Raw genomic sequence first — 14,680 nt, 5'->3', positions numbered from 1 at the left:
AGGCCGCAGCAATGCCAGATTCACCTACACCGTACCCTAGAACCTTTTCTCATATCGGTATCTCGGTGCCAGATTTAGAGGCTGCAGTTAAGTTTTACACTGAAGTCTTAGGTTGGTACTTAATCATGGAGCCGACAGAAATTGTTGAAGATGATTCAGCCATCGGTGAGATGTGTACCGACGTTTTTGGTCCAGGGTGGGAGCGATTTAAGATAGCCCATTTATCTACTGGCGACCGAGTTGGAGTGGAGTTGTTTGAATTTAAAAATCAGCAAAACCCTGACGATAATTTTGAGTATTGGAAAACAGGTATTTTCCATTTCTGTGTTCAAGATCCTGATGTTGAAGGTTTGGCTGAAAAAATTGTTGCCGCTGGGGGTAAAAAACGCATGAAAGCGCCTCGTTATTATTACCCTGGTGAGAAGCCATATCGGATGATTTACATGGAAGACCCTTTCGGCAATATTTTAGAAATCTATAGCCATAGCTATGAGTTAACTTACTCGGCTGGAGCTTACCAATAAAGTTTATTGGAAAACTAAATAACAAAAGCGAGTCTTAGGTATAAGACTCGCTTTACTGGTTACTGAGCTTTTATAGCGAGATTAAGACTTTTGCTTCAAGCGTTTAATCTTAACGATGACATAAGTCAGCAAGATAGAACCTACAATCAAGCCTACAGAGAACACCACGTTTTGCAGCGCCATCGGGTCGATAACAAGCATGCTGCCTAAACCTAACATCATAATACCCGACATTAGTTTAAGTACTTCGCCTTCTTTTTCCGTTAGCTTACGCTTGCCAAGAGTGGCTGCGAATACAATCACAATGGTTGCTAATGGAATAACGTAAATGACGTTATAAGCGATGAGATACATATAACGCTCAATGGTATCTAATCCCGAAATTGATAACACAGACGTGTAAATCATCGGGAAACCAGCAGTACAAAGTAACTCATAAGCGTTGGCCATAATCGCCAATAACGCAGAACCGAATATTAAGGTTGGTAAAGAGCTGGTTTTAGACAATTTCCCCATCCGCTTTATTAAGCTGCCACGGTTTTCAACCGACATAGACAAGCTGACATCGCCCTTACCAAAGAAGAAGTCCTTTATGTTGACCAAGGCGGCCACCAGTGCAATTAATCCCGCACCTGTGATAATCCAGCCTCCGTCTCCACCACCTAGTAATTGGAACAGGTTGAGCCATGCGCTCATGAAGATGAAGTAAATAAAGCCTGAGAAGAAAACGAAAATTCCGCCCACTAATAGCATGCGTCCACGACTGCCCGCATTCACCATGATGCTTAATAAAAAGAGCAATACGAAGAAGGCGCAAGGGTTAAAGGCATCGACGCCAGCTAGCACTAAGGTCAATACAGGTAGCGACATTTTTTCAGGCTGAACAGCACCGATCAGTGGAATATCAACAGGCTGTACGTGAGGGGTATCATCTAGTTTGGCTTGGCTTGCTGCATTTGAACCAAAATCCATATCACAGGTACTAGGGTTGTTTGGATCTGAATTATCCGAGCAAGTTTCAAATAACGGTGCATCAGCGGTGGTTTTATCTTCATAAAAATCACCCATTAAATCTTCAGCAGGCATGGTGCCGCCATTTCGCTGATAACATGCTTCTAGGCGTTCAAGAATATAGCGACCAGTCACATCATGGCTATTATAGCCTGTAATGGCTTCGCCACAGACGGCAAAGTAAGGCACTGACTTGGGCTCGACGCCGGTTTTCTCGCCTATGGCCATCAGTTTATCAACATTGCCTGGTTCTGATATAAGGTAATCATGTTGATTTATCCAGCTATATCGCTCAGCAAGTGCATCAATGAATGGGTGTGCTTTACGGCAGTGTGGACAGGTTTCTGACCAGAAAAAATGTAAATTTACCGAGGGTTCAGCGGCGCTATTATCTATCCATAAAGCATCATCATTTGCCTGCGCCATACCGGCAAAAGAGAGCAATAAACCACATAACAAAATCAATCGGCTGAAAATCTTACTCATCCATAACCTCAACTTATACACCTTATTAAAACGTTCAATTAGTGTTATCTCAGATACATATGTCCTATGTAGGTTCAGTATGAAAATGATCCCTTTTTATATACGTGAACTGGCTCCCATTATGGTGTATGAGATTACTTTTGTTCCAGAAATGAGATCTTTACATAGCTTTACCGAGGCTAAACCCTTACTGACATTGCAATTGCTAAACTAGCTTCATATCAAAAACGCATTAAATACACATAAATTCGTTTTGGGATATTGAAGACGACATTCTGTTAGCAGTGTTACTTAAAAAAGGGATTAAGCGCTGTTAGCCCATTGTTTTAATTGAGTAAAGCACATAGATAGGTGACATTATGAAATCACGTTTAACAGTAAAAAATAGTTTATTAGCCTTTGTTGCTACTTCAGCATTATTAGCTGGTCAAGTGTACGCAACAAGCACAGACACCAATACTCAAACTGAACAGACTCAAGAAAAGGGTGAGCGAGCACATGGTGGTAAGCACCATGGCAAGAGCATGCATAAAAGTATGCGTAAAATGCTACGTTCACTTGATTTAACTGACACTCAACGCACAGATGTAAAAGCGATTATTGAGAAGTACAAAGAAGAGAAAGGCGAGCGTCCATCAGCAGAAGAACGTGCTGCACATAAAACTGAAATGCTAGCGCTTATCAGTAATGCAAACTTTGACGATGCCAAGGCTGATTCAATCATTGAAGCGAAACAGTTGAAGCAAAAAGAAGGCATGAAAAACTTCATGAAAATGCAAAATGAAATCTACCAGCTACTGACTGAAGAGCAAAAAGAGAAGTTTGACTCACGTTTTACCAAAACCAAAGGTAAAGGTCGTGGTTAATTGTTAACTGACTCCGTTATACTGGAGGTTACCACTGCATTTATTTAGGCGTGATGACCTCTATTATGACAACAGATTCAGACTACGATTTTTGGGTTAAGTTAGCTAGTCGCGCAGCTGTAGCCACAGCGTTAATCCTTATTGTGATCAAATTGCTCGCATGGCTCTATTCTGGGTCTGCGAGCATGCTTGCATCGTTAACCGATTCGTTTGCCGATGCACTTGCCTCAATCGTTAATTTTATTGCCATCCGTTATGCTATTTTGCCTGCTGACAGTGATCATCGTTATGGTCATGGAAAAGCTGAACCATTAGCCTCGCTTGCTCAATCTGCCTTCATCTTAGGCTCAGCATTCTTATTACTGTTTTATGGTGGAGAGCGGTTATTCAATCCTGTTGAAGTCTCTCATGCTGGTTTAGGCATGGTGGTGTCTATCATTGCGCTAGTGATGACATTTGCCTTGGTGATACTGCAGAAAAAAGCGTTAGCAAAAACCAATAGTACTGTGGTGGAAGCGGACTCACTGCATTATAAATCTGACCTATTTTTAAATGGGGCAGTGTTACTCGCTTTAGTACTGGCACAATATGGCTGGTGGTGGGCTGATGGTTTATTTGCGGTATTAATTGCTTTATACATAGGTCATCAAGCAATAGATTTAGGTTATCGCTCTATTCAGTCCTTGCTTGATCGTGAGCTAGATGAAGCAACCCGTGAAGACATCATCGCAATTGTTAAGCAAGACCCTAGAGTGAATGGCTTACATGACTTACGTACTCGACAAGCGGGTAAGACCACGTTTATCCAGTTTCATATCGAGTTAAAAGGCTCATTACTATTACGTGAAGCCCATGAAATAACCGACAACACTGAGAAACGTTTATGTGAAGCGTTTGATAGTGCGGAAGTGATAATTCACCAAGACCCTATCGATTAAATGCATATCAAACAGCTCTTTGCAACGCTAACTGTGTTGAATTTACTTGCAATAGACCCGCTATTGACGCGTAAATTCGCCTTGTTATCAGCGCAAAGCTCAAGTTTGAATTTAACTGATTTATTTTAAAAGAGTGAATATGGCTATTTAAACATAACTTATTGAACTCTTATCCCGAGTTCAGGTTATTTAGATTGCTACTAGATTCATATAAAGACTAAAAGCCGCTAACAAGTTAATTTGTTAGCGGCTTTTTTATGTCTGTTTGAGCAAGATAGGCTAATAACCTAGCTGTTTAAATTGCTTAACAGCGAGTGAAACAATATTGTCGATACTGTTATCGACATTAACAGTGACGACTAAGTTTTCTTGGCTAGGATCTTCAAGGGTAGCAAACTGGCTGTCGACCATGTTTTGTTTCATAAAGTGGCCACTTCGAGCCTGCATTCTTGCCAAGATAAGATCGTAACTGCCTTGTAGATATAGAAAAGCGACTTGTTGGTTACCTTCTCGTATGGTGTCTCGGTATTGTTGTTTTAGTGCAGAGCAAACAATGATGGCCGTTTCATTTTTTGATTCGATACTGTAAGCCGCGTCTCGAACGCGCTCTAACCATGGTGCGCGATCATCATCGTTTAATGGCTCGCCACGGGCCATTTTTTGAATATTAGCTCGTGGATGCAGGTCGTCACCATCAATAAATTTCGCATTCAAGCTATTTGCTAACTTTTCGCCAACGGTGCTTTTACCACAAGCACACACACCCATCACAATAATGGTTTTACCGGTCATTTACGTACCTCAAATCAGGGTTGATCTATATACTTTAGCCGTTTCGAAAGTATATCTCGAAGCTGAGTGATAGTACCGCGTTGAGTTGATTTTTTTTGACTAGATTAGATTTAATCAACTTGATAAAGAATACCTAAAAGAACGATGGAACATACCATGGACACTTTAGCTCAATCTGCTGATCCTACCTACCTACTAATGGTCGCTGCTGCGGCTATAACTGCTTTACTCTTATTGATCATAAAACTCAAAATGCACGCCTTTGTGGCGTTAACATTAGTGAGTTTATCAACTGCCCTTGCGACAGGAATTTCTACTGAACAAGTCGTGCCGACGATGATGTCAGGCTTTGGTGGCACGTTGGCAGCTGTCGCGCTTTTAGTAGGCTTAGGTGCCATGATTGGTAAAATCTTAGAAGTTACAGGTGGGGCGCAGGTATTAGCCGACAGCCTCATAGGCCGTTTCGGTGCAGAAAAAGCGCCATTGGCATTGGGTGTTGCCTCACTCTTGTTTGGTTTCCCTATCTTTTTTGATGCGGGCTTAATCGTGATGATGCCGATTATATTCAGTGTGGCCAAACGTTTTGGCGGTTCACCATTAAAATATGCGCTGCCATCTGCAGGTGCCTTTGCGGTAATGCATGCTTTTGTGCCACCGCATCCAGGCCCGGTTGCCGCAGCTGATTTACTTGGGGCAAACATAGGTATGCTGCTAATGATTGGTATTTTAGTGGCAATCCCAACTTGGTATATAGGGGCTTATTTGTTTGGCTTATATGCAGGCAAGAAGTTTGATATTCCATTATCCAAAGTCTTTTTAAGCTCTGAAACCGTGATTGACCCGGCTAAACAGCCTAAATTCATTACGGTTCTGATGATTTTATTGTTACCAGTATTGCTAATATTTTTAGATACAGGCTTGAACACCTTGAGCGTAGCAGGTGTGATAGATGGCAGTGCCACTTGGGTTGAAAGCCTGCGAATGCTAGGTAAAACTCCCATTGCATTGCTAATAACCTTACTCGTTTGTCTTGCTGTGTTTGCTAAAGATTACGGTATGAAGCAGCTTGAGAAATTGTGTGGTGATTCTCTCGCCCCCATTTGTGGTGCAATTTTAGTGACAGGCGCTGGTGGTATGTTTGGTGGTGTATTACGTGCTAGTGGTATTGGTGAAGCCTTAGCTGGAGTATTAAACGATACCGGTATGCCCATCATTGTAGCAGCCTTTGTCATTGCAACATGTTTGCGAGTAGCGCAGGGGTCGGCAACGGTTGCATTAACCACAACAGCAGCGTTAATTGCGCCTATGGTCGCTGTGACTTCGGGTCTGACACAGTTTGATCTTTGTTTTATTGTCATTGCCATTGCTGGTGGCTCGACGGTATTGTCTCACTTTAATGATTCAGGTTTCTGGCTTGTGGGTCGTTTAATGGAAATGGATGAGAAAACCACTTTAAAGACCTGGACCGTGATGGAAACATTACTTGGGACTATCGCCTTTATTATTGTCGGTGTACTGAGCATGGTTATTTAGACTGAATTTAGGTTTTTAATACGTTAAGCCAGTATTAATCTATTAGTTAATGATAAGAAGGAGCAGCAATGCTCCTTTTTATTAGCTTATCGTTATTGACACATTTTCGAACAAATACCTACATTTGAAATGATTGATGAGTGAGTGCTTTCTGCTATGCTGCCTGCGCTGATAGAATTATTAAGGAATGATAATGAAACGCTTATCTGTAGTAGCAAGTGCAATATTAATGGTCGGTTTATCTTTTAATGTCACAGCCGAAGAACATAAAGCCCGCGATACGGGTTGGTATGTGGGTGGTGAACTGAGTAATGTACAACTGGAAGTCGGCAGTTTTGACGATTCTGGTGCAGGTTTCGGTGCTTATGGTGGTTATAACTTCAATCATTGGTTTGGCATTGAAGGAAAATGGATGCTGACCAATGATCTACAAGATGGTCGTGTTGATCTTGGTTTAGCTGTTTTTTCGGCTGCGCCGAAATTTACTTGGGCTATCAATGATACCTTTTCTGTTTTTGGTAAAGTGGGCTTAGCGATTCGTGCACTCGAAGTTGACCCAGATTACGATTATGACGAAGGCTTTGATACTGCCGATTGGAGTGGTGTTAATGTGCTTTACGGTGTTGGCATAACAGCTGCTGTTTCCGAATCACTGCGCTTACGTTTAAGTTATGAGTATGCCACCGGTGACTTAGATGCCGATCGTTCTGAAATGCTAGATATTGATGCAGATACTTCGCAGTTAGCATTGGGGCTGCATTACCAGTTTTAAACTGAGTGCTCTTAGTATAAAAAGATAAAGCGAGTGTAAATAAAGAAGGATAGCTTTCGCTATCCTTTTTGTTTTAACTCTTGTCGTAAATTAATCCATTTCTAATTCTTTGAGTTTACGCGTGAGGGTGTTTCGCCCCCAGCCTAAACGTTTTGCTGCTTCTTGCTTATGACCTTGAGTATGCTTGAGCGCTGTTTTTAATAATATCCGCTCAAAGGCTGGTTGCACTTCTGTGAGCAAATCACTTTCACCCGCTGATAGCTTTTCATCAATCCATTGGGTTAATGCCACTTGCCAATCTGAAACGCCGTCAGTTCTTTCACCTGAAGCGACTGGGTCCTTAAGTAACTCAGCGGGTAAATCCTGAGGCAAAATCTCTTGGCCTGAGGCCATCACCGTTAACCAGCGACAAGTATTTTCAAGTTGTCTAACATTACCGGGCCAAGGTAATTGCTCTAATTTGGTTGCTGTTTCTTTTGTCAGTACTTTTGGCTCTACACCGATTTCTTTTGCTGCAGAAATCAAAAAATGGGTGGCCAATTGAGCAATATCTTCACGACGCTGCGACAGTGGTGGTAGGTGAACTCGAATCACGTTTAAGCGGTGAAATAAATCTTCACGAAAATCGCCTTTTTGCACCAATAATTCTAAGTCTTGGTGTGTTGCGGCAATAATCCGCACATCGACCTGTACTGCCACATGGCCACCGACGCGATAGAACTGCCCATCGGCAAGAACACGTAAAAGGCGGGTTTGCACATCAAGTGGCATGTCGCCAATTTCATCTAAAAACAGAGTTCCGCCATTGGCTTGTTCAAAGCGACCTTGGCGGACATTGGCTGCTCCTGTAAAGGCGCCTTTTTCATGACCAAATAGTTCAGACTCTATTAGGTCTTTTGGAATAGCAGCCATGTTCAATGCGATAAAAGGGCTATCTTTACGAGGGCTGTGTTTATGCAGTGCGCCAGCAACCAGTTCTTTACCAGTACCAGATTGACCATTAATTAATACACTAATGGATGAACGAGATAGGCGACCAATCGCACGGAATACCTCCTGCATTGAAGGTGCTTCACCAATGATCTCAGGGGTTTTCACCACTTCGGGTTCTTCAGCTGGCGGAGGGACTTGTTCTGTTGCATGGGTCAGTGCGCGTTCCACTAACGCAATGGCTTCATCAATATCAAATGGCTTTGGTAAATACTCAAAGGCACCCGCTTGGTAAGCGCTGACGGCACTGTCTAAATCAGAGTGCGCCGTCATGATAATGACTGGAATATGCGGGTAGTGCATTTGTAAGCGATCAAGCAAGGTTAAGCCATCGGTTCCAGGCATGCGGATATCTGACACAATCACAATGGGTTGTGAGATTTCTAATGCTTGCCATAATGACTCGGCCGCAGCAAAGCTGGCAGTAGAAATCTTGGCACCCAGTAGGGCTCTTTCTAATACCCAGCGAATAGAACTATCATCGTCGAGGATCCAAACTTGTTCGCTTATACTCATGTTACTTCCTCAATAGCCATCAATGGCATGTTATTGTAATGGCAGGATAATGGTGAATTCTGTGTGCCCTGGTGCCGATACGCAATCAATGCGACCTCCATGTAATCGTGCAATATTATGCGCAATCGATAAGCCTAAACCTGAGCCGTCCTCTCTGCCTGTTACCATTGGATAAAACAATGTATCCAGTAGTTCTGCCGGGATCCCAGGTCCGTTATCAATAATCGATAGCGCCAATACTAATTTGAACCTTTGAGTGCCAATAGTGACTTGGTGCTGGGTTCTGCTTCTAATGAGTATTTCGCCACCGGTTTTCTCAAGCGCCTGAGTGGCATTTTGTACTATGTTAAGCACGGCTTGTTGCAGTTGATCAGGATCCATATTCATATCGGGAATGGATGGGTCGTAATCTCGCGCTAACGTGACGTTATCCGGTAGGGTTAACTCAATCAGTTTTAAGACTTTTTGCACTACTTGGTGGATATTGTGTTCGGTATGCTGGGTAGGACGTTGTGGTCCCAATAGCTTATCAACCAAGTTTCTTAGCCTATCGGCTTGCTCAATAATTAGATCGGTGAACTCTTTTAATTGCGGCTCAGCTAACTCACGTGAAAGTAACTGGGCTGCACCTCTGAGGCCGCCTAATGGGTTTTTAATTTCATGGGCAAGGTTGCGCACTAAGAATTGCGCAGCTTGTTGTTGGGCATCTAAGTTTAGTTGCTGGTGGATACGATGTTGCTGATCGACTTGTCTTAGCTCGAGCAGACTTAAGTCATCTTCATGCTCCATGGGGATCAAGGTGATATCTATAATGTGGTGCACACCGTCAAGGGTTATTAACGCAGCAGTATTAACTGTAATCCCTTGGCTGGCTTTTACCGAATCAATTAAGAGTTCAGATTCTACTCCCATAAACTGATAGAGTTCAGGCAAACGCTGTTCTCGCAATTTATTTACACTGATCCCTAACAGCTGCTCAGCTGCCGCATTGGCATAATGAGGCATCAGCTTGCTATCGATAACAAGAACAGCGGTAACTAAATGATTCAGCAGATTATTTGTATCCATCAATTGTCCTGCATATTGAAGTTGCACCACCATGTTGCACCAGTATGGTGCACTAAGCAACTTATTCTACATCGACAATCAATTTAATAATCTTTTAATATTGTTTCTCTATCTATATGAAAAACAATATTTTTATTCAGTCCTAGGTGTTGGTCTAGGTTTATTAAGAATGGAAGCCTGATGTAGAAATATCTTTCTAGCAGAACTTGATGCAAGGACTTTGCCGTTTTGGGTCAAAATCTTAACGACAAGATTATGTTCACCGCGATTTACTTCAGTGACATTGAAGATTGCACTGGATTGAGGCTGACCATAAAGAATGTCGTCAATATACAGTGCAAGTAAATAACCATTGGGTAGTTCTGGTGCCGCACTGGCGACAACAGTGAAGTTTCCTTGGTTACTTCTGATGGTTTCTTCTTGAGTTGGATTAACGATTCTCACCCTGTAGGTAACCGCTTCAGCTGGTTTTGTATTGGAATCCACTTCGGCAGGAACACGAACAGAAATGCTATTTTGCGTATTTTGATTGAGCTCTACTGTTTCGGCATTTTCCCTTGGCTCGTCGCTGTAGTGGACTTTACCATTCTCATCTACCCAGCGATAAACCGTTGCATGGCTGCTTGAGAGGACAATACTGGTTAAAATGAGACTAATGATTAAGACTAAGCGCATGTGGGATTCCTTCACCTTTGGCGTTCAACACATTAATACTAGCTTCTTTTTAACATAAAATCAGCAATTACTGATGAACTGCTGACGCTAATTACTTGTACTGGCAGCGATATTCACTGATTTCGTTAGTGCGAATTTTAAAGTTAACATTGGCATCTAATTCAAATAATTCGCCTGCTGTGACGGTTGTCCAATCTGTGGCATGAGGTAATAACACCTCAAATTTACCAGAGGTGATATTCATGATTTCAGCTTGGCTGGTATCAAAGTTATATTCACCAGGTAGCACAACCCCAAGGGTTTGATGACTACCATCAGTAAAATGAATTGTGCGACTGATGACTTTACCATCAAAGTAAATATTGGCTTGATTAGCCACGTTAACATTTTGAATCACAGACATTTTGCGATATTCCAACCTAAGAGATAATAAGTAAGGGTGAATATATATTCGTTTAAAGTGAATATAAAGACTGTTAGGTTATAGGTTAGATGAAATCAGTTTTTTATTTGCTGTACTGGTACTTATTAGAATAACAGGCAATAAAAAACCCGCCTGAGCGGGTTTTCATATTCAAATTACGTTAGCTAAACTTAGCTACCAGAGCGGCTAGCACGCTTACGGTCATTTTCTGTTAAATGACGCTTACGAACACGAATATTTTCAGGTGTTACTTCAACTAACTCATCATCATCGATGAACTCAAGTGCTTGCTCAAGTGTCATTTGGATGTGCGGAGTTAACACTTGTGCTTCATCAGTACCTGATGCACGCATGTTGGTTAGCTGCTTACCTTTCAGACAGTTAACAGTTAAGTCGTTAGAACGTGAATGAATACCAATCACTTGACCTTCGTAAACTTCTGCAGCGTGACCGATTAATAGACGACCACGGTCTTGTAAACCGAATAATGCGAATGTTAGGGCTTTACCTGTTGCATTAGAAATCAATACACCGTTAGCACGTTGACCGATGTCACCGCCTTTCACTGGACCGTAATGGTCGAATGAATGGTAGATAAGACCTGTACCAGAAGTTGCAGTCATGAACTCAGTTTGGAAACCGATTAAGCCACGGCTAGGAATGATGAAGTCGATACGTACACGACCTTTACCATCTAGTTGTAGATCTTTCATGTCACCTTTACGCATACCTAATTTTTCAATTACGGTACCTTGGTGCTCTTCTTCAACGTCAACAGTTAATGTTTCGAATGGCTCGCACATCTCACCGTCGATTTCTTTGGTGATAACTTCTGGACGAGATACTGCTAATTCGTAACCTTCACGACGCATGTTTTCAATTAAGATCGAAAGGTGAAGCTCACCGCGACCAGAAACACGGAAACGATCTGGAGAATCAGTTTCTTCAACACGTAGTGCAACGTTGTGGACTAGTTCTTGTTCTAGACGCTCAAGGATATTACGTGAAGTAACGTACTTACCTTCTTTACCCGCGAACGGAGAAGTGTTCACTTGGAAAGTCATTGTTAACGTTGGCTCATCAACTGATAATGCAGGTAATGCTTCAACTTGGTTAACACCACAAACAGTGTCAGAAATCTGTAAGTTACCTAAACCGGTAATCGCAACGATATCGCCGGCGTTGGCTTCAGCAACTTCGTGACGGTCTAGACCCATGTAACCTAATACTTGGCCCATTTTACCGTTACGAGTTTTACCTTCAGCATCAACGATTGTGACTTGCTGGTTAGTTTTAACACTACCACGCTTAATACGACCAACACCGATAACACCTACGTATGAGTTGTAATCAAGTTGAGAGATTTGCATTTGGAACTCACCTTCAGCATCTGCATCAGGAGAAGAAACCTTCTCAACAATCGCTTGGAAAAGCGGTGTCATGTCTTCGCTTGTTTCTTCAGGATCAAGAGTCGCGAAACCGTTTAATGCAGAAGCATAAACGATAGGGAAATCTAACTGTTCGTCAGTTGCACCTAAGTTGTCGAATAAGTCGAATACTTGGTCGATAACCCAATCAGGACGTGCACCAGGGCGGTCAATCTTATTGATAACAACGATTGGCTTAAGGCCTTGTGCGAATGCCTTTTTAGTAACAAAGCGAGTTTGAGGCATTGGGCCGTCAACTGCGTCTACTAATAATAAAACTGAATCTACCATAGATAGAACACGCTCTACTTCACCACCGAAATCGGCGTGACCAGGAGTGTCTACGATGTTAATACGGTAGTCGTTCCATTTGATGGCAGTGTTTTTTGCCAGAATGGTGATACCACGTTCTTTTTCAAGATCGTTAGAATCCATTACACGTTCTGCGGCTTCGCCTCGACTTTCAAGGGTGCCTGACTGAGCCAATAGCTTGTCTACCAAGGTCGTTTTGCCATGGTCAACGTGAGCAATAATGGCGATGTTACGTAAATTCTCTAACACGGATAAAACCTCTATACCATCAAATAAAAAATAGGAGTTTATAGGGCTGATAAGTATAGCCACTATAAAAAAGCGTGCCATTCTACTCCACCGAGCGCCGAGTAGATAGGATTATTTTTGAACAGGTCGTTTTTAATAAAAAATTAAACACTAAAGATAGAAGATAAAAACGAAAAAGGATCATACTGCCGCAATAAAATGACGCTTTAATGAACTAGATCAATTCATGCGCTAAAAACCCTGCACCGAAATGGACTTTTGCACCAATTGTGATCGTAGTGGTGCACCGTATTTGTGCAATATGGCTTTTTCTATGGCTAGTGATTTTTTTATTAAGCTTTAAATCAATCACTTACCTTTCTGGCATGGAAATAGCTTTTAATTGAACAAATTCGCAAAGCAGATAGTTTGTCTGACGAATAACAAGATTATATTAAGGGACAACCCTTTACCCTACCGGAGGCTTAAGAATGTCAGTTGAATCAATATTAAAACAAATTGAAGAACTAGAAGTTAAGTTCGTAGATTTACGTTTTACAGACACTAAAGGTAAAGAGCAGCACGTCTCTATTCCTTCTCATCAAGTAAACGAAGATTTCTTTGAAGATGGCAAAATGTTCGATGGTTCATCTATCAACGGTTGGAAAGGTATTAACGAATCTGACATGGTATTGATGCCAGATCCTTCTTCTTTCTTACTTGATCCGTTTACTGAAGAAGTGACTGGTCTTATTCGTTGTGACATTTTAGAACCTTCTACTATGACAGGTTATGAGCGTGACCCACGTTCAATCGCTAAGAAAGCAGAAGAGTACTTAAAATCTACCGGTATTGCTGACACTGTATTAATTGGTCCAGAGCCAGAGTTCTTCTTATTTGACGACGTTAAGTTTGGTACTGACATGTCAGGTACTTTCGTAAAAGTTGACGCGAAAGAAGCGGCATGGAACTCAGGTACTAGCTACGAAGATGGTAACACTGGTCACCGTCCATTCGTTAAAGGTGGTTACTTCCCAGTTGCACCAGTTGATTCATCACAAGACATTCGTAGTGCAATGTGTCTAATTCTTGAAGAATTAGGTCAAGTAGTTGAAGCGCATCACCACGAAGTAGCTACAGCGGGTCAAAACGAAATTGCGACACGTTTCAACACGCTTTCAAACAAAGCTGATGAAATCCAAATCATGAAGTATGTTGTTCATAACACTGCTCATGCATACGGTAAAACAGCGACATTCATGCCTAAGCCAATTGTTGGTGATAACGGTAGTGGTATGCACGTTCACCAATCTTTAGCTAAAGATGGTGTTAACTTATTCTCTGGCGATAAATATGCAGGTTTAAGTGAAACTGCACTTTACTACATTGGTGGTATCATCAAGCACGCTCGTGCATTGAATGCATTCACTAACCCAAGTACTAACTCATACAAGCGCCTTGTACCGCATTTCGAAGCGCCTGTAATGCTTGCTTACTCAGCACGTAACCGTAGTGCTTCAATCCGTATCCCAGTGGTACCAAGCCCTAAAGCTCGTCGTATTGAAACACGTTTCCCAGATCCAACCGCTAACCCATACTTAGCATTCTCTGCATTGCTAATGGCTGGTCTTGACGGTATCCAAAACAAGATTCACCCAGGTGAAGCAATGGATAAAGATCTATATGACCTACCTGCTGAAGAAGCGGCTGAGATCCCACAAGTTGCAACGTCTCTAGAAAACGCACTAGAAAACTTAGCAGCTGACCACGAATTCTTAACTAAAGGTGATGTATTCAGTAAAGACTTTATTGAGTCTTACATTGCACTTAAGTCTGAAGAGTGTGAGCAAGTATCTCGTACTACTCACCCAATGGAATTCCAACTTTACTACAGCCTATAAGCTTTGGCTTAACGCTCATGTAAATTGGCCATAGGCTAAATTCAAAGCCCTTGATGATTATCATCAAGGGCTTTTTTATTGGTTACTTTTCGCTTTATCTCATTCCAAATTTAATTGTATCAATATGTATCTGATAACTTTTGGTTATGATGCTAATAAGGATTAACAATTATTCACCTTTCATTTTAGTCACTAATATACGCTGCATAACAAGCGC

13 protein-coding genes are annotated in these 14,680 nt (G+C 41.8%); 6 read left to right on the top strand and 7 right to left on the bottom strand.

Annotation, left to right across the window (positions count from 1 at the left end; translation table 11 throughout):
- Nucleotides 1–11: 11 nt before the first annotated feature.
- Nucleotides 12–524: a lactoylglutathione lyase family protein gene (locus AB4128_RS00760; RefSeq protein ID WP_055025412.1), complete on the top strand. Its 513-nt coding sequence runs from the start codon at nt 12–14 to the stop codon at nt 522–524.
- 81 nt (nt 525–605) lie between these two features.
- Here the strand turns inward: AB4128_RS00760 and AB4128_RS00755 are convergent, their stop codons facing one another.
- Nucleotides 606–2,021 carry a hypothetical protein gene (locus AB4128_RS00755; RefSeq protein ID WP_055025356.1) on the bottom strand — a complete coding sequence of 472 codons (1,416 nt, stop codon included), beginning with the start codon at nt 2,019–2,021 and terminating at the stop codon, nt 606–608.
- A 359-nt stretch (nt 2,022–2,380) separates the two neighbouring features.
- On the opposite strand from AB4128_RS00755, the gene AB4128_RS00750 reads away from it, so the two are divergent.
- Nucleotides 2,381–2,887, top strand: coding sequence for a Spy/CpxP family protein refolding chaperone (locus tag AB4128_RS00750; protein ID WP_055025355.1), 507 nt, complete (start codon nt 2,381–2,383; stop codon nt 2,885–2,887).
- Nucleotides 2,888–2,952: 65 nt separating this feature from the next.
- Complete coding sequence (locus AB4128_RS00745; protein WP_055025411.1) at nt 2,953–3,825, top strand: cation diffusion facilitator family transporter; 873 nt, start codon at nt 2,953–2,955, stop codon at nt 3,823–3,825.
- Between the two features lie 279 nt (nt 3,826–4,104).
- Here AB4128_RS00745 and AB4128_RS00740 read toward each other — a convergent pair whose 3' ends face one another.
- A complete protein-coding gene (locus AB4128_RS00740; protein ID WP_055025354.1) occupies nt 4,105–4,617 on the bottom strand; it encodes a gluconokinase in 513 nt (170 codons plus the stop codon).
- A 156-nt stretch (nt 4,618–4,773) separates the two neighbouring features.
- On the opposite strand from AB4128_RS00740, the gene AB4128_RS00735 reads away from it, so the two are divergent.
- A complete protein-coding gene (locus tag AB4128_RS00735) occupies nt 4,774–6,150 on the top strand; it encodes a GntP family permease (protein ID WP_372036310.1) in 1,377 nt (458 codons plus the stop codon).
- Between the two features lie 193 nt (nt 6,151–6,343).
- Nucleotides 6,344–6,922, top strand: a complete 579-nt coding sequence (locus AB4128_RS00730; protein ID WP_055025352.1) for an outer membrane protein — start codon at nt 6,344–6,346, stop codon at nt 6,920–6,922.
- 90 nt (nt 6,923–7,012) lie between these two features.
- Here AB4128_RS00730 and glnG read toward each other — a convergent pair whose 3' ends face one another.
- The 5 genes from glnG to typA form a co-directional block, all read right to left on the bottom strand.
- Nucleotides 7,013–8,428, bottom strand: coding sequence for a nitrogen regulation protein NR(I) (gene glnG, locus AB4128_RS00725; protein ID WP_055025351.1), 1,416 nt, complete (start codon nt 8,426–8,428; stop codon nt 7,013–7,015).
- 30 nt (nt 8,429–8,458) lie between these two features.
- Nucleotides 8,459–9,496 (bottom strand): nitrogen regulation protein NR(II), encoded by a 1,038-nt coding sequence (gene glnL / locus AB4128_RS00720; protein WP_055025410.1) that lies wholly within the window; start codon nt 9,494–9,496, stop codon nt 8,459–8,461.
- Between the two features lie 132 nt (nt 9,497–9,628).
- A complete protein-coding gene (locus tag AB4128_RS00715) occupies nt 9,629–10,171 on the bottom strand; it encodes a DUF4124 domain-containing protein (protein WP_055025350.1) in 543 nt (180 codons plus the stop codon).
- A 91-nt stretch (nt 10,172–10,262) separates the two neighbouring features.
- Nucleotides 10,263–10,574: a pyrimidine/purine nucleoside phosphorylase gene (locus tag AB4128_RS00710; RefSeq protein ID WP_080914636.1), complete on the bottom strand. Its 312-nt coding sequence runs from the start codon at nt 10,572–10,574 to the stop codon at nt 10,263–10,265.
- Between the two features lie 191 nt (nt 10,575–10,765).
- Entirely contained in the window at nt 10,766–12,583 is a 1,818-nt protein-coding gene (gene typA, locus AB4128_RS00705; RefSeq protein ID WP_055025409.1) for a translational GTPase TypA, read from the bottom strand.
- 470 nt (nt 12,584–13,053) lie between these two features.
- Here typA and glnA point away from each other — a divergent pair, with 470 nt between their 5' ends.
- Nucleotides 13,054–14,463: a glutamate--ammonia ligase gene (gene glnA, locus AB4128_RS00700; RefSeq protein WP_055025348.1), complete on the top strand. Its 1,410-nt coding sequence runs from the start codon at nt 13,054–13,056 to the stop codon at nt 14,461–14,463.
- The last annotated feature ends 217 nt before the right edge of the window (nt 14,464–14,680 follow it).

It is taken from the genome of Shewanella sp. 10N.286.52.A9 (assembly GCF_041468985.1).
In the GTDB taxonomy this organism is placed as follows: domain Bacteria; phylum Pseudomonadota; class Gammaproteobacteria; order Enterobacterales; family Shewanellaceae; genus Shewanella; species Shewanella japonica.
The sequence above is the reverse complement of the archived record's forward strand: the minus strand, read 5'-3'. Positions and strand labels throughout refer to the sequence as shown.